Raw genomic sequence first — 24,898 nt, 5'->3', positions numbered from 1 at the left:
GACGAGAGGTCCTTGATTCCCGCGGCAATCCTACCGTCGAAGTAATCATCACCCTCGAAAGCGGCACAGTTGCTTCTGCTATGGTGCCATCTGGTGCCTCGACTGGCGCTCACGAAGCAGTCGAACTACGCGACGGTGACAAAAGTCGCTACCTGGGCAAAGGCGTACAAAAGGCTGTTGAGCACGTAAATACCGTGTTGGCAGAAACGGTGATTGGCATGGATGCCAGCGAACAAGCTGCCATCGATCAAAAAATGATCAATGCTGACGGTACAGAAAATAAAGGACGACTCGGCGCCAACGCGATCCTTGGTGTGTCACTTGCCGTCGCTCGCGCGCATGCGCTCGATACTAACATCTCGCTCTACCAGCACATCAACACCCTCCTTGGCACCAAGCAAAAAGTTGCCCTTCCAGTGCCGATGTTCAATGTCCTCAATGGTGGAGTCCATAGCGATTCTGGCTTGTCGTGCCAAGAATTCATGCTCGTCCCACACGGCATCGCTGAGTACAAGGAGCAGCTTCGCGCTGGCGCAGAGATCTTCCATACTCTTAAAGGACTCCTCGCCAAAGCCGACCTTTCGACTAGCGTCGGCGACGAAGGTGGTTTTGCGCCGCGTGTAAAAGACCACGACGAAGCGTTTTCATACCTGCTCCAAGCCATTGAAGCTGCTGGCTACAAGCCAGGCATCGAAGTCTCCATTGCACTCGACACTGCCGCGAGTGAATTCTTCAACAAGGAAACTGGTCTCTACGACCTCAGTCCTGAAGGTCAGTCGCTGAAGGCCGAAGAGCTCGTTAAGCACTATGAATCATGGCAGGAAAAGTATCACGTGATCTCGATCGAAGACGGACTCCATGAAGATGACTGGGCTGAGTGGACCAAGATGGTCGAGGTGCTGCCGAAAGCAAAGCAATTCACCATCGCGTCACATCCTGCCAAGCTTGAGTCAGACCTGATGCTCGTTGGTGACGATCTGCTCGTGACCAACCCAAAGCGCCTAAAGCGCGCGATTGAAGAAAAGGCTTGTACTGCCATTTTGATCAAGGTTAATCAGATCGGCACCTTGAGCGAAACGCTTGAATGTATCCGCATGGCACAGGAGAATGGTATCCGCGTGATCGTCTCACACCGCTCGGGTGAGACGACCGATGACTTCATCGCTGATCTCGCCGTCGGTACGGGCGCTGAATGCATCAAGACTGGCTCCCTCTCTCGTGGTGAGCGACTCGCGAAGTACAATCGTCTGCTCGCGATTGGCGAAGAGTTGTAGAAATGGAAGTATGTAAAAGAGAAAACGCGGGGCCCTTCGGGGCCCGCGTTTTCTCTTTTAGAAGTCTATCTCAGCTTCCGAGTTTGCCTCTGGAGCAATCGCATTCACCCCAAGGTAATCCCGCAAGCGCTGGGTGAGAAAAAGTGACGCGCGTTCTTCTCCCATCGTCACAAAAACCTGCTTCGGTTGGTAGTCTTGGGTGCCGGCGTATACCAAGTCGATGAGTTGGTTACGGTCTGCGTGACCAGAGTATCCACGGATAGTTGCGATCTGCGCCTTCACACGCACCTGCATACCATCAATCCAAACTTGGTTGGCGCCATCTTGGAGTAAACGCCCAATACTCCCCACCGTCTGATACCCCACCAATAGCAATGTGGTATTGGGGTCACCCAAGAACTGCTTCTCATGCTCGCGAATACGACCACCATGGCTCATCCCTGAGCCGGCGATGATGATCTTCGGCCCGCCAAAGCGTGCGATCTCTGCAGACTCTTTCACTGTCTCGGTGAATGATAACCCCTCAAACGAGAAGATATCATCGCCGGCTTCGATCTGTTCTTGTACTTCGGGTCGAAAATGATCGGCAGCATGCTTGTACACGTCAGTGACCCGGATCGCCAGTGGTGAATCTAGATAGGTCTTGATCGGGTCGATCTCACCAGACTCCACCATGTTGTTTATCTCAAAGAGTATGCCTTGGGTGCGTTCTAGCGAAAATGCAGGAATGATGAGTGTTCCCTCTTTGCGAATCGTCTCTTGAATGTAGTGTTTGAGGATCGCCGTACGTTCTTCCACTTCTTCGTGCACCCGGTCACCATACACACTCTCCATCACCATGTAATCATATTTCTCAGGCACCTCGGGTCGATCCATCAGTGGCTGCGGCACATTGCCGACATCACCCGTGAACACGACTTTTTTACCAAACCGAGTGAACTGCACCATTGCAGAACCAAGGATATGTCCAGCATTGGTGAGTGTGGCGGTGACATCATCCTTTAACACAACCTCTTCGTGATAGTCAGCAGTTTTCCAGAGCAACAACGCTGTATCGATATCAGTCTGACTATAGATCGGCTGACGCTTATCTCTCTTCGCTTCGTACTCCATGATGTGAAGGGCATCATCAAACATGATCGTTGCCAGCTCCTTGGTCGGCAAAGTTGAATAGATCGCTCCTCGAAATCCCTCTCGTACCAACTTCGGGATACGTCCAATATGATCAGCGTGCGCGTGAGTCACAAAAAGTGCATCGACGTGCGTTGGGTCATAGACAAACGCTTCTGCGTTGCGCTCATCCGCAAACTTATCACCTTGTTCTAAACCACAGTCTACCAAGACCGCGAGCTTGCCTGTATCAAGCATGAAATTAGCGCCAGTCACACTGCCGACGCCACCATAAAAACCAATTGTCGCACTCATAGTTAGTTTATTGTATAGCGACGCAAAACCGCATATGCGAGTAATCCCCCACTAAAACCGATCACGATGTCTTGGACCGTATCGACCAGATAGGTCGCTGGTTGCCACAAACCTGCAGCCAACTCAAATGCCTCCCACGACAGCGTTACCACAAGGAGTGTGGCCAAAAGAAGCGGTAACGTCGGCTTAAAATGAAGCCGGGAAAAGGTCGACAACGAAAATAGTCCGAGCGCGATCAATGTGCCACCCCAGAAGTGCATCACCACATCAAACCACCAGTAGTACCAATAGAGAGATGCGAAGACCGCTGCAGCGTGTGCCGCCGCAAAAGCAGTCGCTAAGACCAAAAACAGAATTACGATACCGTGAACCATGTAAGTATAGTAACAAGAAATCGCTCATGCAGATAGGAAAAAACACCCTGGAGGGGGTGTCTTTTCCATGCAACCACGCGTATGCTCCTGATGCAAAACACCAGGTGGGCGCCTGCTCTGGTCAGATTATTCGAAATCTCTTACGAGTTCTCGGCACCGGCCACGACTTTGGGCAGCCCGATACATATGTAATCAGAACATACGTATATGGTTGCATCTATTATGGTAGTCCCGTTGCAAAAGTTTGTCAAAGCACAACCCACGCAGTCACTAAGAAAGCGCCGGGGACACTTTTTAAAAGTGTCCCCGGCGCTTTCAACTACTTCTACTCCGCCTTCCCATCAAGGTTCACATCGTAGAGGATGCGTTCCTGCGCAGTGGTGTACTCCATGATCTCTTCCGGCTTGAACCAGATCTTGATCTCGCGCTCTGCTTCTTCTGGAGATTCTGACTGGTGTACGAGATTTCGTACGGCACGGTTTTCGTAGGTCGCGTGTGCAAATGAATCGAGGGTGTAGTCACCACGGATCGTACCAACATCTGAAGTGGTTGGTTCGGTTGTACCAACGATCTTAGTCACCACCGCAGTTGCCATGTTTCCTTCAAGTACCATTGCTACCACTGGACTTGCCTGCATGTAGTGCACAATCGTACGAATGATGTCCTTGCCGTACTCGATCGGCTCCTTTTCAACTTCACGACCCTGCGCCTTGAGGTCTTCTACAATACCCTTACCCTTCTTCTCATACCATGCATCGTCCTTGTTGTAGTGCTCAAGGAGCTGTGCTTCGGTTGCATTAAGCATCTTCATTGCGCTGATCTTGAGACCGGTCTGCTCGAAGCGCTTGATGATCTCACCGACCAAACTACGCTGCACTGCGTCGGTCTTAAGGAGGACCAGTGATCGCTCCTGCTGTGGTTTCTTTGACATAATATTTCTATTGAAATTAGTGGCCGCAGTATAGCAAAAACTGTAGAAAACGCACCTCTTTTAACGACAAACTGCCTTATGATTCCCAAACGCCGATGTCCAGCAGTCTTCAACCTGCCAGCCAGCTTCCATAAGAAGTGACGTAAATTCTACTTCGGTATAGAGACAAATTGGTTCGGTAATACCAAACATATCTTGTCCGAGGTCTGTCACTTTCCCGAATCGACTCTCTAGCGGCTCATCTCGAAGCGGGTATGAATCTCCAACCATCGAATCAAGACCGGTGACAGAGATGAATAATGACCCAGACGTCAGCGCGCGGAGTTCGCTGAGTAACTGCAGTGCCTCTTGATAAGAAAGATAGTGAATGACGCGCTGCATAATGATAGCGTCAAATGATATGCCCTTGAACAGCTGTGGCGCATGACGCATGTCAGCCGAGATAAACCGGAGTCTTGCTGCGTCGATGTTTTTTATAGATCGCTTTGCCTGATAGTCACTCGTGAAGTCGTGCACATCAAGCGCCACGACGCACGCGCCTGCTGCTACCATGCGCACTGCCTGTCCACCGGATCCACTACCAAGCTCAAACACATACGGATCGTCCTTTTCTGCCAAATACGCCAAGGATCGACGATCGAGATCGTCGGCGCGATTTTCGGCAATATCCATGCCGCGACCAGAGTAGCTTTGGTAGTTTTTCATGGTGAGTTTGGTGTTGAGTGAAAAAGCGGCGGGCCCCTTTGGGGCCCGCCGCTTTTTCTATTCCTTAGTCAAAATGAGCGGACCATCCTCAGTGATCGCTACCGTATGTTCAAAGTGTGCGCTCCAGCTACCGTCAGTCGTATATACACTGTAGCCATCACCTTCATCATCAAATACCACATCGGGCTTGCCGATATTTACAATTGGTTCGATCGCATACACATGCCCCACTTCGATAAGCGGACCAGTTCCAGCCTTGCCGTAGTTTGGGATCGTCGGATCTTCATGCACGGCATACCCAACCCCATGACCACAGAGCACCTGCACGACCGAGAAACCACGCGACTCCACATGCTTCTGGATCGCGGCACTGATATCACCAATGTGATTACCCGGCTTTGCTTCCTTGATACCGATCGCTCGCGCCTCCTCAGTGACAGCTAGTAGTTTGCGCGCCTCATCACTGATCTCCCCCACTCCGACAGTGAGTCCTGAGTCAACGATCATGTCCTTATGTGCGATCGACATGTCGATGTTCACCACATCGCCCTCTTCGAGCACGAAATCTTCAGACGGAATACCATGCTGGACACAGTTGTTCACCGACACACAAATCGCTGCTGGATACGGACGATCCGCAAATCCGGGATGATAGCCGAGGAGTACCGGCTCAACCCCGTACTCTTCAGCCAAATCCATCGCACGATCATCTAGCGACAAGGTAGTTACACCTGGTTTGATCTCGGCAGCCACACCCTTGAGGATCTTAGCAAGAATAGATCCCGCTTCCTTAAGGGTCTCGATCTCTTCTGGAGTTTTCTTGGTAATCATATGTTTTAGGTTAACTTGAGCGCAGTCAAGATCTGTGCGTGCACACCTTCAATTGTGTCAGTCCCTTCGAGATCATGCACTTCAGTGTCTGGCCGCACCCGGTAGTAGTCAAGCACCGGCAACGTCTCTTCACGATACCACCGCAGGCGCTCTTCGATCGATTCATCAGTGTCATCTGCTCGCGCCCGTTCGTACATGCGCTTCCGTACGACTTCTTCCGGCGTGTCGAGATTGATCACATGAAGCATATCACGCTCAAAAAACGCAAGCGCGTCATCAAGCACTTCTGCTTGTGGCACCGTGCGTGGAAAACCATCAATAAGCAAGTGACTCTTTGCGTCCAACTGATCGAGCATCGCCTGTCCCCAAAGTACGTGCGTTAAAAAGTCTGGCTGAAGCACTCCAGAGTCGAGCGTCGCATTGATCTTTCGTTCAGCAAAGGTCTCATGCTTTGCAGCTAGTGCACGAAACCGGCGACCGGTTTGGATATCTACCACTCGACGAGCCGGGTCTTTCTCGGTCATCACTTTATACAAAAGCTCGATCTGAGTCCCCTTTCCACTTCCCTGTGGACCAATAAAAATAACGGTTGTTGGTTGCATATATTATCGCTACTGCTGCAAATGATTAAAAATGTGTTGCTTCACTTCTTCCGGAGATAGTGTTCCATCAATGTCGATCAAGGTGCCTTGTTCACGGAAGAACTCGATCGACTTCGTGGTGTACGTGCGGTATTCATCAAGTCGCTTCTCGATCTTTTCGGCGGAATCCACCACGTCACGCGCACGACTCAAGCTTCGTTCTCGCACAACATCATCAGGCACATCTAGGTTGAATACAATATATGGTCGCTCTACCCACTCATGGATCTCATGGAAGAGCTCTGCTTCGTTTGGCTTGCGCGCCACTGCTTCAAAGATCACCCGTTCGTTCTCATACTGAGATACGAGCGCATGTGTCATCCAATACGAAGCTACCCACTCTGGCATAAGATAGCCTTCCTCGTACATATCTTTCATCTTGCGGCCAAACGGTGTTGGGTGTTGGATGACCTCGCGCAACTTGTTCCCGTTTGAGTACACGACACCACCAAATTCGTGCGCAATTTCAGAGGCCTGTGTCCCCTTACCCGACGCGATCTTTCCCATCAAGACCACACTCAGATACTTCGTATTATGTTCCATAGATGTAGGGAGAGTACCAACTTTTGCGAGTGAATGCAATTTATTTTATTGGTTATTTTACTCTAAACATGGAACGCGCTGTGGTGTAAAACCACAGCGCGTGCATCATTGGACTCATCGTCCCATTTCTGCTGCCGCTTCGGCAGGTGTCAGTCCTCGACGGTAGGCATCCTGCGACTTGGTGTCGCGGAGTGCGTCCCAGGGCCAGACGATACCTTTCTTCGCTTCACTCCACGGCGTCTTGATTCCTGACGTGGAACCAGAACCAGAGAAGGTTTTGCTGATACCAGACTTGACGCTGTTAAAACCAGCCTTAGTCTTGTCCCAGCCTTTTTCCGCAGTGGCGCAGCCACCGAGGCCGAGCAGCGAAGCTGCGAACAGAGCAACGATCAGTTTCTTGGCCAGAGCCATGATATACCTCCAAGATCATCAAAGTAGTGAGTGTACAGATGGGCCGACTGGCCACTGAAAATAGTAAACACGCATTTCTATAATCTGTCAATAGTTGTATGATCAGGTTTCGTTCATGGTATGCTTATACTCTGCATGGAAAAGAAACACATCATCACGATCTCTGGCAAGCCTGGTAGCGGTAAGTCCTCTACTGCCGACCGTGTGGCAGAACTACTTGGCTACACACGACACTCTTCCGGTGACTTCGTTCGACAGATCCTCACCAAGAAAAAAATGACTCTTGAGGAGTACAATAAGCGCGCAGTTGAGAACCATGAAATGGACCATCAGGTCGACGAGTCCCTTCGCAAACTTCGCGAAAAGGACGATATCATCGTGGACTCACGTCTTGGCTTCTACTGGATCCCTGAATCATTCAAAGTGTACCTCGACCTCGATATCGAACTCGCCACCGCGCGCATCTTCAAAGACGCCGTGACCAACGCCAGCCGCTCGGCGGTCGGTACAAGCAGCACCTCTCTCGGCACCGTATCACGACAAGTACGAGAACGAATGCTCACCGAACAAAATCGTTTTAAACGACTCTATGGTGTCGATCCGTACGACACCAATCACTTTGACTTCGTGCTCGATACTTCACGTCAAAATGTCCAGTCGGTAGCGATCGCTATCTTTGATGCCTATAAGGAATGGCTTGATGCAGAAGTGTGGGAACCGCGACGACACGAGGTACCACTCGGATATTCTTTAAAGAATCAATATTAAAATGGGCCGGCTCCATATGGGCCGGCTTTTTACTTGTCTCTTGGTTCTACAACGACTTCGATATGAACACCTCGGTGCAGTATGGGCTCAAGTAGCCTCCTGAACCGTTTGAAGTGCCTCTTGCCACCAGCGATCGTGAAACATCCCTCGCTCCGAGCAGGACCATGATGGATCAACAGATTCCTACGCACCACCACACCAGCACCAAGCAATGTCTGATCTGGCTGATCAAACAACTTGATCGCGAACGGAATGTTCGCTGATCGATGCAGCACGCCAGTGTATGGAAGGTCAATTCGATTCGGCGGACATTCACCTCCTACTCCGAAATGCTGCCGCAAACCACCAAAGACTATATCGGACACATCACGCGTGAACATGAACGAGTGTTGTGTGCCATCCGGCATACTTACGATCGCCTCATACGCGCGCACTCGCTTCCGACGACCAGACCGGCCAAGACGCTCATACAAGAGGGCGTGACCGGCTGGTTTTGCAGTGATTATAATTTTGTACACAGCGGTACTCTCCACACTGAAACTACTATTTCCGTAGATAGAAAACCACAAATAAGGTGGTTTGTCCATGACTAAAACTGGCCGGGCCCCTTCGGGGCCCGGCCAGTTTTAGTTCCACTTATTCTCCCTCTCTCTTTTCCTCACCAGCTTGTATAGCCGGCCGCTTAGCAACCAACGTGAAGAGTAGCAACAGCACTAACCCTGCAAATCCGATACCGACCCACGGCACCCACGGATTTGCTTCGGTAAAGCGACTCTCTTCCTCATCACACACATCTCCGATACCATCATGATCTTCATCTCGCTGATCTCGGTTTGGCTCATTCACGCAGTTATCTGCACTGTTCAGACGACCATCTCGGTCCCAATCATCACACACATCTCCGCGGCCATTACCATCGATATCAACCTGATCTTCATTCGACATCTGTACACAGTTATCAAATGTATCACGCACCCCATCACCATCACTGTCAGCTGGTACATACAGCTGATTAGCCCGAGGTGAGCCGCCATACACCAAGAGCACCTCCTTATCGTTGTACAAGTTACCAACCTCACTCGTTGATACTCGTACTGAGCGATCGGCATCGTAGTAAATATCATAGTCCTCCCCCGGCTGCAGCAGGAAGCGTAGTCGTTGTTCTTCTGTAACAGCTGCATTCTTCTGATCGAACGATAGTTCAGTAATGCGCAGTGGCTGACCGTAGGTAAAGGTAACGACAAATCGAGTTGCAGTTACTTCGGGAAAGGTCACGGTCGTACCAGTCATACGTGTGGTTGCAACTGCCGTCTGCAGGGTATCCTCACCAGGACGTTGGTATTGCACCTGCACCGTAAGTGGTAGAGCTACATACTGTGCCAGTCGTAATCGTAACTGTGATGACGTGATCGGGCTGTTTGCACTAAGTGTAAGTGACACCTGTCCCACCCCTTCGGCTGGCAGATCAAAGTCAGTAAAGGTATCCAACTTGCCATCATTTAGCCGGTTCACTGAAGTTACATTTGGCACACTACTGACTGACACTGGCGTGAGACCAACTGCTGTTTTCGACGACAAGTATGAACCAATATATCGCCCGGTTGCTCGCTCTTTGACTAAGAAAGTCTCATCATCCCAGACCCGCTCGCCGATCGGCACTTCGACGACAGTCGGCACTACCACATCAACAGCTGGCACCGGGATCATTTTCATAAAGGCGGTTTCGGGTGCTTCCTCCATCTCTGCAATCTGTGGTGTCCGCGCTTCTGCGGTACAAAGTCCAAGACCAAGTACGACAAACAGGAGTGATCCTGTGATGACAATATTTTTCTGAAACATAGTGATCATACTTACTCGCTCACAATTACGTCATCTGTCTGCTTCCGATTCTTATGTAAGAATGCAGTCGAGATCAGCAGCACACCGATGATCAAGAAGGTGATGATACGTCCTTCAAGATTCATATCCCACACCTCAACAAACAACAACCGCAACACCACAAAGCCGATCAGGATACTCCCCACCAATCGCTGCCAATCAATCGATCGTGCGGTACCTGCCACGAACAGTCCAATACCCACCACGGTGTAGATAATGAGCGACAGCATAGTTGCCAGATCATCAGAGGCAACAGCAGCATGCAATATCAACCAAACGAGTGCTGTGGCGTAGAGCCCAGACACGGCCAAGTGACCTTGTGCAGTGATCAAAGCAACTTCGTCTTCGGCTTCAGCACTCTTGGCATGGAGCAATAATCCGATAGTACCAAGCACAAACATCGTGAGGCCAAGCACTACAAAATCTTCATGAAAAACACCCTGTCGCCACGCTGATGAACCAAAGCTCTCAAGCGATAAGAGCACTGGCACCGTCAGCAAGAGACTCATACGAGACAGGGTCCGAGCCCGAAGACCGAGTCGTCCAGCAGCCAGAAGAAGCACGCAGATCTCGAAGAGGTACGCGAGCGTCAGGACTGGCCCATCGAGCTCAGCCGCGGTCGCTACCCCAATGAGAGCTGCTGCTGTCGCACCATAGAGGTAAAAAGCTGGTTTGTTGGCAGTGAACGAATACACAATGTACGTACCGACCGCAAAGATCATTGCCCAAGCAACATACAGAATACTCTTCCACTCAGCATCCACTGCCACCTCGATCCAGGTAAAGAGGAAGATGGCCGTACCGAGCGCGACAAGGGTGTGAGTGAGCATATGTTTCACTCCTTCGACATGTCGACGAACCAAGCTGACCATGTTGGCAGCAAAGTACATACTGACAAAGATAAATGAGAATAGCAGGACAACGTCGCGATCGGCTCGGAATCCATCGATCATAAATGCAACACTGTAGAAGTACGTGACCACGAGCGATACAAGAATAAGTCGTGTCCAACCCGTATTCCAGACCACCCACAAGCTACCAAGGGCCACGATGAGTAAGTACATGAAATGTGTCGGCGCGTCAGCAAGCACACCAGTAAAGAGTGGTGCTGCACTACCCAGTAGCAGGCCAGCGTGTGCCAACTTCTCACTCTGATACCGCACACTCACAAACGCAACAAACACGACTGCCATGAACATCACAAAGAGTGCCGACGCTGGCGTGAACATGTCATAGATCTCACGAGCTGCAAACAAAGTAAAGAGTACGATCGAAGCGCCAAGCACCGTGAAGATCCCTCCCTGGTGTCGGTATGACTCGATGCGCCACACACCCAGACCAAGAAAGAATACTCCGGCCAGCAAACCAAGTGCGATCTGCCCTGCTGGACCGATCCACTCTTCCATGATCGCGTAACTCACAAACCAGCCGAACGCAAGGAGTAGGAGAAATGCCCCCAACTTCACCATGAAGTCTTTCTTGACCCAGTCAATAAAACGGCTGATCGCAGAAGGACCACTTGGCTCATACATCGTTGGGCCATATTCACTGATCTCCTCTTCTGAAAGGCGGCGAGTAAATGCAGTTTCTGCCGTCGGCATCGGACGCGGTACTGGCACCTGCTCAGTGGGAGCATTACCACGCTGGCGCAAGAGCATTTCGAGGCGCTCGATGCGTCGGTCGAATTTGATCCAAACGACCACCAGCGCGATCAAAAGAATAAATGAAAACATGGATGTATTGCGTTAGAAATAACTCCCTAAAGTGTAGCATGTGATCCGGGCTAAAAACCGGCCGGGTCCCCGAAGGGGACCCGGCCGGTAAAACAAAAAGACCCTCGAAAGGGTCTTTTTGAAACTTTACATTTAAGTTTAGTACTCCCGCATCGATACCTGTGCGTCGAGTCGACGGATCAGGTCAAGCACCACCGATACCACAATGAGTACCGCAGTACCACCGATCGCGAGCTGTGGCTTACCGGTAGCGATCTGCATACCCACTGGGAGTACCGCGATCGCACCAAGAAAGAGCGCACCCACCAAGGTAAGTCGGGTAACGAGATTACCAAGGTATTCTGCTGTGTGTCCGCCTGGACGAATACCAGGAATGAATCCACCGCTTCGCTGCAAGTTCTTTGCCACAGAATCTGGGTCAAAGGTGACTGCAGTGTAGAAGAAGGTGAAGAGGAACACGAGCACAAAGTAGACGCCTCCGTATGCCCACTGATTAGCCATAAAGTTGTTCACCATCAGCGTTGCAGTCTCTACCCATGGCTCACCAGTCATTATCGCTGACAAGATATTGAGCACCATCTGCGGGAAGAGAATGATCGAGAGGGCGAAAATGATCGGAATCACACCAGCCTGATTGAGACGCATTGGCAGGTATGACTGACTCTTTCCATAGGTCGCTCCCCCACGACTCTGCTTCGCATAGGTGATCGGCACTGGTCGCTCTGCTTCAGTCATGACCACGACAGCGTAGATGATCGCAAGAGCGACAACACCAAAGCCAACATAGAACGGCAGCTCTGTAGCCTGATATCCGAATAAGAGTTGACTCGCTGTCGATGGCAGAGTTGCCACGATACCAGCGAAGATAATGATGGACACACCATTACCAACACCGTACTCAGTTACCAACTCACCGATCCACATGAGGAGCATTGAACCAGCTACGATCAGTATGATGTTTGTTGCCATCTGGAACTGAGTCAGGTCTGTGATCACTCCCTGACTCTGCAAAAGAGTAAGGAAACCGAAGCCTTGCAAGATCGCAAGTGGCAAAGTGAGCATACGGCTGTACTGTGTAAAGCGTGCACGCCCCGCCTCTCCTTCTTCAGTGTAGAGGCTCTTGAGCTTTGGCGACATTACCGTCAAAAGCTGCATGATGATCGATGCCGTAATAAACGGACCAACACCAAGCATCACGATCGACAGGTTAGTGAGTCCACCACCTGAAAAGATGTTCAACAGACCAAAGAATTGGTTGTTGTTAAAAAACTCTTGGAGCACTGCCTGATTGATGCCCGGGATCGGGATCGAAGCAAGTGCACGGAAGACTACCAACGCACCAAGCACAAAGAGTACACGGTTACGGATAGCTGGTTCAGTGAAGATTACTTTGAGTTTGTGAAGGAATGTTTGCATAAGCTGTATCTTATCGCTTATTTCACACTCCCGCCAGCCGCTTCAATCTTCTCTTTGGCAGAACCTGAAACCTGACAATCTTCTACAACTAGTTTCTTCTTAAGTTCACCGTTACCAAGGATCTTCACTGCTGGAGCACATCGTGCCTTGGTAGTGATCACACCAGCAGACACGAGTGTCTTTGGCGTAACAGTTGCACCAGCTTCAAAGGCTGTTTCGAGCGCAGCAAGATTTACTACCATTGGTCGCACCTTTTCTGCATTCACAGTACGAGCACGGTTCTTACCATGACCACGGAGCTTTGGCAGCTTCTTGATGATGTCACGCATTTCTGGGCGCATGCTGTTACCAGCTCGTGCCTTCTGTCCCTTGTGACCCTTTCCTGAGGTCTTGCCTCGCTTTCCACCACGACCGATGCGCTTTGCGCTCTTTCGCGGGGTGCTTGGCTGAAGTTCATGAAGTTGCATAGACTAGCCTTTCTTAAGTTGCTTGAGCGCTTCGACAGCAGCGCGAGCATTGTTAAGCTTGTTCTTTGAACGAGAGAAGATCTTTGCAGTTACATCCTTTACTCCAGCGAGTTCAAGTACAGTACGTACTGACGAACCAGCGACGAGTCCACGACCTGGTGCTGGCATGATCATCACTTCTGATGATGCATACTTCACGTGTACATCGTGTGGGATGCGTGCATCCTTGTCCATTGGTACCACGATCATATTCTTCTTTGCGTCGCGTACTGCCTTTTCGATCGCAAGCTGTGTGTCACCGGCCTTACCGATACCAACACCAACCTTACCCTTCTTGTCTCCGATCACCATTGATACTGAGAATGAGAAGCGGCGGCCACCAGCCATCACACGAGTAACTCGACGGATACTGACGATCTTCTGATCAAATTCTGGACGCACTCGCTCGGGACGACCACCGCGACGTGGACGACGTCCACCTCGGCGATCATTTCCACCGCGGCGACCACCTGGACCACGGCGACGTGGACCACGCTGATCACCTTCGGCAGCCGGTGCATCGGTAGCTCCCTTTTCAGTTGGAGCAGCTGCTGTAGTAGCAGCATCTGACTTCACGTCAGTTGTAGCTTCCTGCTGTTCTTTTTCTGACATTTTGCAATGTTTAGATTTTAGTAATATTCCGCACTATCTAGAAGCGGAGTCCTCCTTCACGAGCAGCGTCTGCGAGTGCAGCGACAATTCCAGCGTACTGGAAGCCACCGCGGTCGAAGACTACTGTTTCGATCTTTGCGTCTTTTGCCTTCTTTGCGATCTCAGTACCAACTGCCTTTGCTTTCTCTACTGCGGTGCCTTTTGCACCCTTGCGAGAATCTGCAGACGCAATGGTCTTTCCTGCTGTGTCATCAATAAGCTGTGCGTACACAAACTTATTGCTACGAAATACAGCCAAGCGAGGGCGTGCAGCTGTACCAGATACCTTGTGACGCAAACGATTGTGTCGCTTGGCACGCATCTGTGTTTTGTATTGTGACTTTTCCATATATGAGTAGCCTATACAGCCTTCTTACCTTGCTTGCGAATAATGAATTCTCCCTGGTAGCGAATACCCTTACCCTTGTATGGCTCAGGCTTCTTCACCTTACGCACGTTGGCAGCGAACTGTCCGAGTGCATCTTTGTCTGATCCAGTGAGCTTGATCTCGTTCTTCACTACCTCTGCAGAAATTCCTTCTGGAATAGTGAGTGGTACTGGGTGTGAGAATCCTACGTTGAGGACGATCTCGTTACCCTTTACCTCAGCGCGGTACCCCACACCTTCGATCTGAAGGATCTTTTCGTATCCTTCAGTAACACCAGTGATCATGTTGCGCACGTGCGCAGCATAGGTCCCCCACATTGCTGGAGCTGCTTCGGTCTTGGTTGGTTCAAGCGTGATGGTGTTTCCTTCAATCGTGAAAGTCACATCCTGCTCACGCACTGGTCGTGAAAGTGTCGCCTTTGGACCTTTCACTGTCAGTACACCATTCTCAAGCTTGATCTCAACCCCGCTTGGGATGGCCACTGGTTGTTTTCCTAGTCGTGACATACGCTTACCAAATAATGAAAAGCTGCTCACCACCCACCTTCTTCTCCTTGGCTTCCTCATTGGTGAGGATACCTGCTGGAGTTGAGAGGATCATGTGCCCCTTTCCAAACTTAACCGGATGAAGATCCGTCACCTTCGTGTAGAGACGTCGACCTGGCTTTGAGATACGCTTCACGCCGCTGATGCGTGGTGAACCATTCTCGTAGCGAAGTGTCACTTCGAGGGTTTTTTCTTGTACCTGCTTGCCCTTTTCAGTTACTGACTCAATGTAGCCAGCATCTGCAAGCTTTGTGAGAACTGCTAAACGGAGCTTTGAATACGGAGCTGAAACAGTATCCTTATTCACTGCACCGGCGTTCTTCAGGCGAATGATGAGATCGCCAATAGTATCGCCTACCATGATGATTTCCTTACGCCTGGTATATGTCCTTCGTGTGCCTGTTCACGGAAGCAAATACGACACATGCCGAAGTCACGAAGGTAGCCGTGTGGACGTCCACAAAGTGTACAGCGTCGTACGACACGTGACTTGAACTTAGGCGCTCGTTGCGCCTTGATGATCATTGACTTTTTAGCCATGTACCAAGTATTAAATTGTGAGCAGTATCGCCTAGAATCGACGACTTACTCGTGAATAAATCCGGCTTACACGCATGCGTGTTCACCTTCAACGTCGGGTCACTCATATATATGAGAACAATGACCGTTCGTCTTGCGGGCAAGAATACCAGAATATGTATAAAAAGCAATAGAAAAAGCGCGCTCGGCTAAAGCCTCGCGCGCCACACCTAACATTGACAAGGTGCCTTACATACAGTAAAAATTGCGCAGGTCGTCACCACCTTTTTGGTGACATTTAGCTCCCCCGTTCCTATACAAGGAGAAATACGTGAAAAGAATCCTACTCGCAAGCTTTTTTGCATTGATGCTTCTGTTGGTCGTAGGGATCACAACGGCACTGATCGGTGGTCTGTACGCCAAACAAAAGGGCCTTTCGGTTCAAGATACCATCAACTTGGCGCAGACGAAAACCGCCGAACTGACTCAACCTGCCCGCAACCAGTGGGAGCGCGCGACCGAAGTGGTCACTGCTCACCCTGGCACAACGATCATCCTCGGTAGCCTGGTCGTGTGTATCTCAGTGGTTAGCCTGATCGCTGTCGCAGTGTCGAGCAGCCGAATCGAAAAGGCGCTCAACGAGCGACTCTATCAGCAAGCTGAGGAGATGGACAAGAATGAACGAGACTCAGATGAGCGAATCGCAAATCTCATTGAAGAGCGTCAAAAGTTGAACGCCTCCAACGAATCGCTTCACTTCCAACTGTCGAAGGCAATCGACCGGAACAAACAGCTGGAAGACGAGATGAGGAACTGGAACGAAGAGACGAAGGCGCTTATGACCGAACGTCTCGAAGCAGCCCTCGCAGCGCTCAAGCTCCCCAAGGGAGACGCCAGCTTCAAGCCGATCCCGGTCGATCAGATCATCGAGTCGATCGTATCCCGCATTCCGCAACCGGCAGCAGCCCCGACCGAACTTCCGTTTGGCGAAGCTGCCATCGCGCAATTGTCCACCGTGCTCGAAGCACAGCTCGGTGCCATGCTGCCCCGTATGGTCAACGCGGCCCACGGCCTCGTAGACCAGGAGCAGGTCACGACGGAAGGGGGTGTTGGCGAACAGGCCTACAAGACAACCTACCGCACCACTGTTCCATCGCGCATGCTGCCGGCAGACGCCAAGAATCTGCTTCTGCAGATCGCGCACCCAGGCGACAAAGAGAACGATGGTGAAGTGCGACTTGGTGATCGTGCGTTTCGCAAGCGTCCAACGGTAACCGTGTTCTCGCTCGAGGGAGATCTGCTCTCGATCCAAGTCGACGAACACTGGTACGTCTATCAGGCAAGGATCGATGCCGAAAAGCTCGGACGAATCACTGCCGATCGCGATCGTATCCTGGCGGCCCTTCGTGGCAGCCTGTCTCTGATCACCAAGCACAAGCCGCCAATCATGGAAGTACAGCTGCAGCCCGCCGAACCGGCCAAGTCTTCGGTAGCACGGCAAGCCTGATCAGTTCACATTTCTCCAACCACCAAGGGCGCATGCATCCGCATGCGCCCTTTTTACATGTTTATAAATAAAAAATCGCCTCGGGTTACCCCAAGGCGATCGAATACATCGTTACTGTTTTTGTGCTTCCAGAAGCCGCTCCATAGTTTCGCGCAGCTTGCGTGTCTCATCGAGCTGTTCGACTTTGATCTGCATTTTTTCTGCTTCACGTTCAGCGTTGAACTGCCGCCACTCGGCAAACGCTTCAGTTGCATGACCGGCTGCTGATTTACCCAAGGCGACAACTGCCGGACCAAGGATCAAACCCACGAATCCGAACAAGCCGAGGCCAAAGATCGTCGAGAAGACGATCAGTGAAACCGGGATCTTTACCTGTGAACCCACGAACCAGCCACGGATGATCCCGTCGACGGTAGAGAAGATCGCAATGACCACCACACCGACAATGCCGGGGATGAATGCGCCCGAGTAGAACAGCATTCCCACCGCGATTGCCATTCCGGCAGTGGCGACCACCGGAATAATGGTGCCTGCGATCATGATGACTGCGATCCACACACCGAGGTTCGGAATGTCCACGAACAGCGAGATGCCAAACAGCGTCAGACTATACGCCGAAGCTTGAATAAACTGCACCAGTACTGATCCAAGGACAATGCCCTTGATCAGACCAGCCACCTCGGTGAACATATCATCGCCACGCTCGCGCAGATACAGCTTCTCGTTCATCCACTTCAGGAATGCAGGTCCATCGGTGTGTACGAAGAAAAACAACAAGAGCGAGAACGCGAGTGTCCCCACCGCACCGAGCACACTGACCGAAGCCGAAGAGATGAAACCAAAGGCGGCTCCACCCATCTTGCCACTGAACAGCGCACCGACGGTAGCAAACTCGCCGAGACGTTCTTGCACCGTTGGCACCACCTCTTCAGGCAGCATTGAAACCAGATTGCTGATCTGTGTTTGCAGGAAGGCATTGATCGACTCATGCTCGAGCAGGAAGTCACCAATAAACTCGCGAATCGTACCGATACCGCTTACGAGTGCGTAATTACCAAGGAAGAACCCTGGCAGGATTACCACACTCGTCGTCAGCAGCCAGATAATGAAGGCTGCGGCAGCAGGCGAATACGGTTTCAGCCAGCGCGATCTGGCAAGCAGGTCACGCAACCGCGTGAACGCTCCCCAGGTCAGAATACCCATCGTAGCCGCAACGACCACCGGGGTCAGATACGGCGCGAAGATCTTCAGACTGATCGATAGAAAGATTACCGCTACCACCGTCAGCGAAATTGCCGTGTTGGCTGGGTTTGAATCTGTTCGCATATTTCACACTCCTTACACAGTGATGTCTATGAACAGGTGTACTTTTTGTCTTAAATAGCGACAAACGCTGCAGAAAAATTACTATAAAAATCAATTTTGTCAATATAAAAGCCCCGACCATGTGGTCGGGGCTTCGTCGAACAGTCGACAAACGAACTTACGGCAATTGCGGCAGTGCGCCAGTGATCGGTGGCTGAAGTTGAAACATGTTCACCTGACCACTCGAGTCGATCAGCGTACCCACCAGCTGAAATACCTTGTCGTACTTCTCGTCTCGGAGAGCGCCACGATCTGGCGCATTCCTTGGCGGTTCGATATCGACGATTACCCGCAACGTGATCACGCCAGGATATTCTTGCTGAAACCAGCACCGCTGCGGCTTGCACTCCGAGTCTTGAGCAATATGCGTGAGCACACTGCTACGAAGTTCACTGAGAGCGGCCGGTGGCACCTGAGCACTGACATAGAACGTGAACGTATCACGCCAGCGCTTACGCTTGCTCAGATTGCGGAATTCACTTTTCTCCACTATGGAGTTTGGTATGACCACCTCAACTCCTTCCGCGTCCTCAAGGACTAAACCACGCAACGTGCTCCACTTAAGCTTTGCGACGACGTCGCCGATCTTCACCCACTCACCCACTTCCATCTTGCGGTCATTGGAGAGCGCGAGACTTTGCACCAACGCTTGCAAGAACGGCAAGAATACCAGTGCCGATGCCGTCGCTGTTACCCAGTCAGGCAGACCAAGATCGACCAGATCCTGGATGTTGTAGCTAAGCACACTGAGTGCCAAATACACCCCAAACGATATCACCGCATACGTGGCGAGCATGCCGACCTTTCGCAAGTGATCATTCGTTTGCGTATCCCAGATCAACTTAGCTGCCTTGAGCAGCGGACCACGGATCATACCGTTGATCCACCGCACCAAGACAATGATGCCGAGTAGATAGGTGGGGATCTCGATCACATCGATCGCATTCTTGAGGTAGTACGCAGCAGCGTACGATGTTACCAAGATGATCCCGAGCGACACCCAGCCAGCCTTCCCCTGCATCAAGCGGATCGTCTTGCCCTCGTCACCGTTTCGTTTGCGCAGGTATGCGCGCACCGGCTCAGACAAGATAAACAGGAAGAGTGTGAGCAGAAAGCAGATCAGTATCTTGGAGCCATCAGTGCCCCAAAAATCAAACGCGAACGTCTCCTTCACAACTTGCACCGCTTCCAATACTTGATTGTCCACAGTAGGTAGTGATTCTTTCAAGATTGCCTCCTTCAGCAAATACCGTAAAATCTAGGTAAGATCAAACTACATAAAGTATGTTTTGTAAAGTATCAGTATGCCAAATACTTGATTTTTGTAAATATGTTATATAGTAATCAACGGCACTTCGCCCAAATCTACTGGAGTGCTACGCTCTTGAACAAGATCATCATTGCAGCTGCAATTCTCATCCTCGCACCGCTCACCTCCCTGGCCGATTTGTCGGGAGAGCTTTCCCTTGGTGGGAAGAGCAAGTACGTCTACAACGGCTACGAGGTGCGTGACAACCCGCTCGGAGAAGCCAACGCATACGTCGAACACGACAGCGGCTTCTATCTCAACGGCTGGTTCGCTCTCAACGACGTCATCGACTTCGAGGAGATCGACGGTACCGTCGGGAAGATCATCGAGATCGACGAAGGAACCTCGCTCGACCTGTCGGTCAGCTGGTTCAACATCCCGGACATGAACAACACGACCGGCGATGCGATCGTCGCTGCAGCGCGGATCGATCATGACTTCATGGACATGTCCGGCTTCGTCGGTGTCGAGTACTGGAAGATCATCGACGACAGCGCCAGCAACGGCTTCATCTTCCACGGTGGGGTCAGCAAGGACTTTTCGCTCGATACCGTGACTCTGACACCCAGCATTCGTGCCGGGTACGACACCACGTACGAAGAGGAGGTCTGGTTCGGAGAACTCTCCCTGGCACCGAGCATCGCGCTCGGCGACACCACGCTGACATTCCTTGAGACTACGTACACGATGCGCGAGCGTGAGGATTCGCACTGGGTCGTCGGAATGAGCATCAGCACACCGATTTTCTGACCCTCGCGGTTCAAGCAACCAAAGCTCTCAGCCACACGGCTGGGAGCTTTTTAATTGAAATAATTGCGGTGTAACTCTTACATAAATCTTTGACAAAAGTGTTATTTATGTTATTATTTACACAGGATTCTTTCAAACAACCATCACCGAGGAGGTGAAGCATGGTCGACGAGACCACTCAGGACACTACTTCTGCCGTCGAAGCAACTGTCGTCGAGAAGAAGCTGTACTACGGCCTCACCAAGTGTCAGGTCATTCTGGCTGGAACTGCGGCATTCGTGGCACTTCTGATTTTCGCGTTTGGCCTGAAAGGCTTACTGGCCTTCTTTCTGCTGCTCTTGAGCAAATCGTTCTGGCCAATGTTCTACGGCTCTGTCAAAATTTTCGGCCTTGCCATTCTGGCAGTACTCGCGCCTGTGAAGACAATCAACATCTGGGAGAACCGTAGCAAAGACAACTTCGCAGACGCGATGGTCGCACTCGGCAAAGTCACCGATGAACAACGTGCTGCACTCATCGCGGCACAGCAGCCGTTCCATGACATCGTGACAGACAAGGACAAGTTCCTGTCCCGCGAAGAAGCGCGTCAGATCTTGATCGACAAGATCAAGCACACCTTCCAAAGCATCAAAGAGACTGCATCGAAGCTGATCGACAAGATCTGCTGAACACAGCTTCGCCTCACCAGCACCTTCAGTGGCCAAGAGCAACGCTCTTGGCCACTTTCTATTTTTCATACAAAAACAAAAAGCCCGCGGTGTTCCCCACCGCGGGCTGCTTCTTCACAATACTTTCTCTCTCGTTTACGTTGAGTGTTACTTCGAGACCGAGCTGTTCTCCGCTTCTCTATGTGCAGGCATGTCAGGTGACAGTTCTACAACATCTTCTTTGGTGGACGATTCGCCCTTGATCCGTGCCAGCAGATTTTCTCGCTGCTTTGACAGGAAGTTGCGAAGCCGTTCGCTCTTGCGAGCCTTCAAGACCGGCTGTTTCATGAGCACGATCGCCAGCTTCTTCAAGACGAAGAGCCTTGCGACCTGCCACAGCCAGATGACCATAGCAACAACCAGCACTGCCGGACCAGACATAGCGATCAAAGCCCCTTGCACCAGCCGAGGCTGGCGACGGAGGAACGTCACGATGCCACCCTTACTCTTCTTAAAGAGCTCCTTGACTTGATTGAACGTCCGATGCACCCAGTTACGGAAAGACTCACTTTTGCTGTAAAGCCGTTCCGCACCAATGAGGATCATCAGGTGCAAGAAGATGTTGATCGTGAAGTCGAAGATAATCAGGCCGATAAAAGCACTGATTGTTGTCGCTACCACCTTGAGCAGGTTCCAGGTCTCGCCAAATAGGTCGAGAATATGACCACTGCCGATCGCCAAGACCGCACCGCCGATACCCGAGAGCGTGCCTGAAACGAACTCCGACAGGAGATCGTAGAACTTCAGGACATGATCCCAGTGGTAGTCAGCTGCCCAGATAGTACCAGGCACAATGACACCGAGAACGATCACATACGAAAGCACGTTGGCCCACGTAGACTGATCGCCCTGTTGCTCTGGCATCAGCGTGTCGTACATTTCCTTCGTTGTATTCCATGCATCACTGCGAAGGAATGACTTGGCGTCTGCCGGCGAACCGAACAACACCTCCTCAACTGATTTCCTAGAGGCCAGCTTGTTGGCTAGCCCTATCGGGAACGGTTTGTACGCAATCGCGATCAACACGAGTTTCCAGAACTGCCCCTGGAGGGTAGCAACCCACCCGAGCAGCTTCCGACCGCCAAGCAGAAGCAAGAGCGGCAGGAACCAGAAGCCATAGACAGAGACGAGCAGTAGGGTGACCGTGCTCACGATGAGCTTGTACACCCATTTATCGATAGCCATCGACATCGGATCACCAGCGTCGATGCGAGACATCAGCCCCATGAGGAGCAGCGTGATCAGTCCGACCGGACCAAAATAGTACGTTGCCACACCAGTGAGAGTTGCCACCAATGCCACGTACGCCTTCGCAACCCAGCCGACACTCTTCGTCTCTTCGACGGCTTCAGTCAGCAGGCCTGCCTCTTCGGAGGACTTTTCTGTCTCCGACTCGACTACATTTGTGTTTTGAGTTTCCAAAACAACCCCCTATGTCAATTTGACGATGGTAAAAAAGATAGTGAATTTACAAAGAATCCTACCTTACAGAGTAACATTTATTTAGTATTTGTCAATGTTTTGTGACGTTTTCTTTTCGTGAGAGGGCGGCGGGCTTCGCCCGCCGCCCAGTTACCCCCCCAACCACAAACCCCTCCTAAGGGGTTGACATTTTTTTAAAGTATGATAGTGTTCTCCGCAGCTTTGGGTTCTCTAGTACATTTCAATCTATTGGACTCAAGCTATTTCGTGAAATAGCAAAGACTTTCTGTAAACCGCAAAACGGAGGAATATCCATGCGGAATCACCTGAAGCAACTCGCGATTGCTGCCGGCATCGCACTCTATATGGCGACCAGCTCGGCCGCTGCTGCCGTGACCGTCAAGCTTGGTGTGGGAGGTAACAACAAAACCAGTGCCTACACCAATACCTACGGTGCAGCCATCAAGAAGCGCGCTGCCGAGGTCGGCATCAATATCGAGCTGGTCTACGGCAACAGCGGCAAGAACCTGGACGGACTCTATAACGGCGAGATCGATGTCGGCCTGGCTCAGGGCGACGTACACGTGGCCAAGTCCATGGCTGATGACGAATTCGGCGAGGTTGTCGCCTCGCTCGGCGTCGTTGGATCCGAGGCGCTGCTCTGTGCCTACAACACAACTGGTCGCCTGAAGGAATGGGGCGAGGTCGAAGACACCGAAGCTCCCGACAAGGCCTACAAGATCAGTGCTGACACGGCCAGTTCAGGGACACGTTTCTCTGTCAACACGATCCGAAACAACATTCCCGCGATCACTGCCTCCACCGAGATCTACATGCCGGAGGAAAAAGGTCGTGAGTACGGCGTCGCTCGTGAACTGAGTCGCCTGCGAAGCGGCAAGCGTGACCTGGTCTGCATGGTGCTGACCCCCGATCCCCTGGCTACCGAAGGCTTCATCGCCCTGGTTAACCAGGACAAGCAACTGAGCTGGCTGACCATCGATTCGTCTGCTGTCGAAGGCATCAAGGACAAAAAGGGGAATCAGGCCTACACCAGCGCGGATGCGACCATCGGCGGCAATCGACTGATGGTGTGGATCGGTAAAGGTGACCTGGTGCGTGTGCCGCATACGCCGGTATCCGTGTACGTCAACCTGGAAAGCAAGGTTATGACCGATGAGGTGATGTCGAAGCTCACCAAAATCGTGCAGGACCCTGACCTGCTGCCCGCCGACACCCCGGCTGCACTGGCTGCCCGTGCATACCGGTCGGCAATGAAAACTGCCGAAAGCATCGTCGCCAGGTAAACATCCTGAGTCCAACGTGGGGCGTGAGCCTCACACTTCTCACGACGGCCCTTGCTCTATATGAGCTTGGGTCGTTTTTTTATTTTCAAAATATTTACAAACGTAGTTTTTTAGGTATTATTTTGCCCAGTTGTAACTACAGCATTTGCTGTACACACTGTTCCACCCACCCAGAAGGAGAACGCCATGTTGGCAAAATTTCTGAGAAATTTCGGCTTGCTCGTTATTCTCGGTGCTATCGCTACCGCTATCGGCTTGCACTTCGGCTTGGTGTCGATCGCTGGTATCCGTGAGAAGTTCAATGCCGTGACCGGCGCCATGTCGACCTACTACGCTGATCCGTTCGGTTGGCTGGCCGCCCACCCATGGGCAACCATCACCATCCTGGCAGTACCGGCAGCACTCGCAGTGCTCGTCATCGTGCGCTACTGGCTGCGTGACCTGGTCGACGATGAGCTCGACAAACTCCGGATGATCAATCTGGAGAACGAGAACATGAGCCTTAAGGCAGACCTGCAAGCAGCAAGCGATGGGCAGAAGCAACGTCAAGCAGACGCTATCGCAGTGGCGCGAGATGTACTGAAGCAATACACTGACCAGGCCGAGAGACTCAACCAGGCGCTGTATCGGGACCTGCTCTCGACCGACGATCCTGACGACTCGCTTATTTTGCAGGTTCGCGACGCGGTCTTGGAAGCATTGCTGGACACCAGCGGCAAACTGCCTGAAGGCCTGCAGGAATTCGCAAGCACGCTCGCAGAGATGGACGAAGAAGCCGACAAACCCGGCGACACTGGTGCAGTCGTTACTCCAAAAACGAAGATCCCTGTAACGTTCAGGAGTCGTCGTGGAGGAATAAGAGAAAGAATCTAGCATATCCACCCGCTGGTAGACACACGTCTGCCAGCGATTTTTTGTTTTAAACTGAAAGTTGAGACAAGAAAAAACCCGTCATTTAGACGGGCTTGGCACTTCCTTGTGCCAGGTTGTTACTC

28 protein-coding genes are annotated in these 24,898 nt (G+C 51.5%); 7 read left to right on the top strand and 21 right to left on the bottom strand.

Annotated features, from left to right (window positions below; genetic code table 11):
• On the top strand, positions 1-1,274 hold a 1,274-nt coding region (eno, locus tag H6786_04990; GenBank protein ID MCB9816725.1), incomplete at its 5' end, for a phosphopyruvate hydratase.
• A 57-nt stretch (positions 1,275-1,331) separates the two neighbouring features.
• Here eno and H6786_04985 read toward each other — a convergent pair.
• The 8 genes from H6786_04985 to H6786_04950 form a co-directional block, all read right to left on the bottom strand.
• A complete protein-coding gene (locus tag H6786_04985) occupies positions 1,332-2,699 on the bottom strand; it encodes an MBL fold metallo-hydrolase (protein MCB9816724.1) in 1,368 nt (455 codons plus the stop codon).
• Between the two features lie 2 nt (positions 2,700-2,701).
• Entirely contained in the window at positions 2,702-3,073 is a 372-nt protein-coding gene (locus H6786_04980) for a hypothetical protein (protein ID MCB9816723.1), read from the bottom strand.
• Between the two features lie 325 nt (positions 3,074-3,398).
• The gene (locus H6786_04975; GenBank protein ID MCB9816722.1) at positions 3,399-4,004 is read right to left on the bottom strand and encodes a nucleoside-diphosphate kinase; all 606 of its coding nucleotides are present in this window, start codon (positions 4,002-4,004) and stop codon (positions 3,399-3,401) included.
• A gap of 60 nt (positions 4,005-4,064) precedes the next feature.
• Positions 4,065-4,709, bottom strand: coding sequence for a class I SAM-dependent methyltransferase (locus tag H6786_04970; GenBank protein MCB9816721.1), 645 nt, complete (start codon positions 4,707-4,709; stop codon positions 4,065-4,067).
• Between the two features lie 57 nt (positions 4,710-4,766).
• Positions 4,767-5,540, bottom strand: a complete 774-nt coding sequence (map, locus tag H6786_04965) for a type I methionyl aminopeptidase (GenBank protein MCB9816720.1) — start codon at positions 5,538-5,540, stop codon at positions 4,767-4,769.
• A 5-nt stretch (positions 5,541-5,545) separates the two neighbouring features.
• Positions 5,546-6,142 (bottom strand): nucleoside monophosphate kinase, encoded by a 597-nt coding sequence (locus H6786_04960; protein ID MCB9816719.1) that lies wholly within the window; start codon positions 6,140-6,142, stop codon positions 5,546-5,548.
• A 9-nt stretch (positions 6,143-6,151) separates the two neighbouring features.
• Positions 6,152-6,724, bottom strand: a complete 573-nt coding sequence (locus H6786_04955) for a nucleoside monophosphate kinase (GenBank protein MCB9816718.1) — start codon at positions 6,722-6,724, stop codon at positions 6,152-6,154.
• A gap of 114 nt (positions 6,725-6,838) precedes the next feature.
• Positions 6,839-7,135, bottom strand: coding sequence for a hypothetical protein (locus H6786_04950; protein MCB9816717.1), 297 nt, complete (start codon positions 7,133-7,135; stop codon positions 6,839-6,841).
• A gap of 135 nt (positions 7,136-7,270) precedes the next feature.
• Here H6786_04950 and H6786_04945 point away from each other — a divergent pair, with 135 nt between their 5' ends.
• The gene (locus tag H6786_04945; protein ID MCB9816716.1) at positions 7,271-7,903 is read left to right on the top strand and encodes a cytidylate kinase family protein; all 633 of its coding nucleotides are present in this window, start codon (positions 7,271-7,273) and stop codon (positions 7,901-7,903) included.
• Positions 7,904-7,932: 29 nt separating this feature from the next.
• Here the strand turns inward: H6786_04945 and H6786_04940 are convergent, their stop codons facing one another.
• The 10 genes from H6786_04940 to H6786_04895 all read right to left on the bottom strand — a co-directional run bounded on the left by H6786_04940 (position 7,933) and on the right by H6786_04895 (position 15,560).
• Positions 7,933-8,421: a hypothetical protein gene (locus H6786_04940; GenBank protein MCB9816715.1), complete on the bottom strand. Its 489-nt coding sequence runs from the start codon at positions 8,419-8,421 to the stop codon at positions 7,933-7,935.
• 118 nt (positions 8,422-8,539) lie between these two features.
• A complete protein-coding gene (locus H6786_04935) occupies positions 8,540-9,193 on the bottom strand; it encodes a thrombospondin type 3 repeat-containing protein (protein MCB9816714.1) in 654 nt (217 codons plus the stop codon).
• 560 nt (positions 9,194-9,753) lie between these two features.
• Entirely contained in the window at positions 9,754-11,514 is a 1,761-nt protein-coding gene (locus tag H6786_04930; protein ID MCB9816713.1) for a DUF2339 domain-containing protein, read from the bottom strand.
• 138 nt (positions 11,515-11,652) lie between these two features.
• Positions 11,653-12,930, bottom strand: coding sequence for a preprotein translocase subunit SecY (secY, locus tag H6786_04925; GenBank protein MCB9816712.1), 1,278 nt, complete (start codon positions 12,928-12,930; stop codon positions 11,653-11,655).
• 17 nt (positions 12,931-12,947) lie between these two features.
• A complete protein-coding gene (rplO, locus tag H6786_04920; protein ID MCB9816711.1) occupies positions 12,948-13,397 on the bottom strand; it encodes a 50S ribosomal protein L15 in 450 nt (149 codons plus the stop codon).
• A gap of 3 nt (positions 13,398-13,400) precedes the next feature.
• On the bottom strand, positions 13,401-14,048 hold the full coding sequence (rpsE, locus tag H6786_04915) for a 30S ribosomal protein S5 (GenBank protein MCB9816710.1): 648 nt from the start codon (positions 14,046-14,048) through the stop codon (positions 13,401-13,403).
• A gap of 37 nt (positions 14,049-14,085) precedes the next feature.
• On the bottom strand, positions 14,086-14,436 hold the full coding sequence (locus H6786_04910; protein ID MCB9816709.1) for a 50S ribosomal protein L18: 351 nt from the start codon (positions 14,434-14,436) through the stop codon (positions 14,086-14,088).
• An 11-nt stretch (positions 14,437-14,447) separates the two neighbouring features.
• Positions 14,448-14,981, bottom strand: coding sequence for a 50S ribosomal protein L6 (gene rplF / locus H6786_04905; GenBank protein ID MCB9816708.1), 534 nt, complete (start codon positions 14,979-14,981; stop codon positions 14,448-14,450).
• A 4-nt stretch (positions 14,982-14,985) separates the two neighbouring features.
• Positions 14,986-15,384 carry a 30S ribosomal protein S8 gene (gene rpsH / locus H6786_04900; protein MCB9816707.1) on the bottom strand — a complete coding sequence of 133 codons (399 nt, stop codon included), beginning with the start codon at positions 15,382-15,384 and terminating at the stop codon, positions 14,986-14,988.
• On the bottom strand, positions 15,375-15,560 hold the full coding sequence (locus H6786_04895; protein ID MCB9816706.1) for a type Z 30S ribosomal protein S14: 186 nt from the start codon (positions 15,558-15,560) through the stop codon (positions 15,375-15,377). The genes rpsH and H6786_04895 overlap by 10 nt, the downstream gene beginning before the upstream one ends.
• 310 nt (positions 15,561-15,870) lie before the next feature.
• Here H6786_04895 and H6786_04890 point away from each other — a divergent pair, with 310 nt between their 5' ends.
• The gene (locus H6786_04890) at positions 15,871-17,046 is read left to right on the top strand and encodes a hypothetical protein (protein ID MCB9816705.1); all 1,176 of its coding nucleotides are present in this window, start codon (positions 15,871-15,873) and stop codon (positions 17,044-17,046) included.
• Positions 17,047-17,157: 111 nt separating this feature from the next.
• On the opposite strand, the gene H6786_04885 is transcribed toward H6786_04890, so the two are convergent.
• Positions 17,158-18,372, bottom strand: a complete 1,215-nt coding sequence (locus H6786_04885) for an AI-2E family transporter (GenBank protein MCB9816704.1) — start codon at positions 18,370-18,372, stop codon at positions 17,158-17,160.
• Positions 18,373-18,529: 157 nt separating this feature from the next.
• Positions 18,530-19,639, bottom strand: coding sequence for a mechanosensitive ion channel (locus tag H6786_04880; protein MCB9816703.1), 1,110 nt, complete (start codon positions 19,637-19,639; stop codon positions 18,530-18,532).
• Positions 19,640-19,795: 156 nt separating this feature from the next.
• Here H6786_04880 and H6786_04875 point away from each other — a divergent pair, with 156 nt between their 5' ends.
• Positions 19,796-20,470: a hypothetical protein gene (locus H6786_04875; GenBank protein ID MCB9816702.1), complete on the top strand. Its 675-nt coding sequence runs from the start codon at positions 19,796-19,798 to the stop codon at positions 20,468-20,470.
• 161 nt (positions 20,471-20,631) lie between these two features.
• Positions 20,632-21,138, top strand: a complete 507-nt coding sequence (locus H6786_04870) for a hypothetical protein (GenBank protein MCB9816701.1) — start codon at positions 20,632-20,634, stop codon at positions 21,136-21,138.
• A 147-nt stretch (positions 21,139-21,285) separates the two neighbouring features.
• On the opposite strand, the gene H6786_04865 is transcribed toward H6786_04870, so the two are convergent.
• A complete protein-coding gene (locus H6786_04865; GenBank protein ID MCB9816700.1) occupies positions 21,286-22,599 on the bottom strand; it encodes a hypothetical protein in 1,314 nt (437 codons plus the stop codon).
• Between the two features lie 314 nt (positions 22,600-22,913).
• Between H6786_04865 and H6786_04860 the strand changes: the two genes are divergently transcribed.
• Positions 22,914-23,903, top strand: coding sequence for a hypothetical protein (locus H6786_04860; GenBank protein MCB9816699.1), 990 nt, complete (start codon positions 22,914-22,916; stop codon positions 23,901-23,903).
• A gap of 186 nt (positions 23,904-24,089) precedes the next feature.
• A complete protein-coding gene (locus tag H6786_04855; GenBank protein MCB9816698.1) occupies positions 24,090-24,776 on the top strand; it encodes a hypothetical protein in 687 nt (228 codons plus the stop codon).
• The last annotated feature ends 122 nt before the right edge of the window (positions 24,777-24,898 follow it).

The organism is Candidatus Nomurabacteria bacterium, from assembly GCA_020632075.1.
In the GTDB taxonomy this organism is placed as follows: domain Bacteria; phylum Patescibacteriota; class Minisyncoccia; order Phycocordibacterales; family UBA918; genus OLB19.
Note: the sequence above shows the minus strand (reverse complement) of the source record. Positions and strands in the feature narration are given on the sequence as shown.

Coding starts and splice junctions, on each gene's coding strand:
- H6786_04945 (MCB9816716.1), top strand. CDS start 7,271: ATGGAAAAGAAACACATCATCACGATCTCTGGCAAGCCTGGTAGCGGT.
- H6786_04935 (MCB9816714.1), bottom strand. CDS start 9,193: ATGACTGGTACGACCGTGACCTTTCCCGAAGTAACTGCAACTCGATTT.
- H6786_04970 (MCB9816721.1), bottom strand. CDS start 4,709: ATGAAAAACTACCAAAGCTACTCTGGTCGCGGCATGGATATTGCCGAA.
- rplF (MCB9816708.1), bottom strand. CDS start 14,981: ATGTCACGACTAGGAAAACAACCAGTGGCCATCCCAAGCGGGGTTGAG.
- H6786_04980 (MCB9816723.1), bottom strand. CDS start 3,073: ATGGTTCACGGTATCGTAATTCTGTTTTTGGTCTTAGCGACTGCTTTT.
- H6786_04930 (MCB9816713.1), bottom strand. CDS start 11,514: ATGTTTTCATTTATTCTTTTGATCGCGCTGGTGGTCGTTTGGATCAAA.
- H6786_04960 (MCB9816719.1), bottom strand. CDS start 6,142: ATGCAACCAACAACCGTTATTTTTATTGGTCCACAGGGAAGTGGAAAG.
- map (MCB9816720.1), bottom strand. CDS start 5,540: ATGATTACCAAGAAAACTCCAGAAGAGATCGAGACCCTTAAGGAAGCG.
- H6786_04855 (MCB9816698.1), top strand. CDS start 24,090: ATGTTGGCAAAATTTCTGAGAAATTTCGGCTTGCTCGTTATTCTCGGT.
- H6786_04895 (MCB9816706.1), bottom strand. CDS start 15,560: ATGGCTAAAAAGTCAATGATCATCAAGGCGCAACGAGCGCCTAAGTTC.
- H6786_04975 (MCB9816722.1), bottom strand. CDS start 4,004: ATGTCAAAGAAACCACAGCAGGAGCGATCACTGGTCCTCCTTAAGACC.
- secY (MCB9816712.1), bottom strand. CDS start 12,930: ATGCAAACATTCCTTCACAAACTCAAAGTAATCTTCACTGAACCAGCT.
- H6786_04885 (MCB9816704.1), bottom strand. CDS start 18,372: ATGCGAACAGATTCAAACCCAGCCAACACGGCAATTTCGCTGACGGTG.
- H6786_04985 (MCB9816724.1), bottom strand. CDS start 2,699: ATGAGTGCGACAATTGGTTTTTATGGTGGCGTCGGCAGTGTGACTGGC.
- H6786_04955 (MCB9816718.1), bottom strand. CDS start 6,724: ATGGAACATAATACGAAGTATCTGAGTGTGGTCTTGATGGGAAAGATC.
- rplO (MCB9816711.1), bottom strand. CDS start 13,397: ATGCAACTTCATGAACTTCAGCCAAGCACCCCGCGAAAGAGCGCAAAG.
- H6786_04860 (MCB9816699.1), top strand. CDS start 22,914: ATGCGGAATCACCTGAAGCAACTCGCGATTGCTGCCGGCATCGCACTC.
- rpsE (MCB9816710.1), bottom strand. CDS start 14,048: ATGTCAGAAAAAGAACAGCAGGAAGCTACAACTGACGTGAAGTCAGAT.
- H6786_04870 (MCB9816701.1), top strand. CDS start 20,632: ATGGTCGACGAGACCACTCAGGACACTACTTCTGCCGTCGAAGCAACT.
- H6786_04910 (MCB9816709.1), bottom strand. CDS start 14,436: ATGGAAAAGTCACAATACAAAACACAGATGCGTGCCAAGCGACACAAT.
- H6786_04950 (MCB9816717.1), bottom strand. CDS start 7,135: ATGGCTCTGGCCAAGAAACTGATCGTTGCTCTGTTCGCAGCTTCGCTG.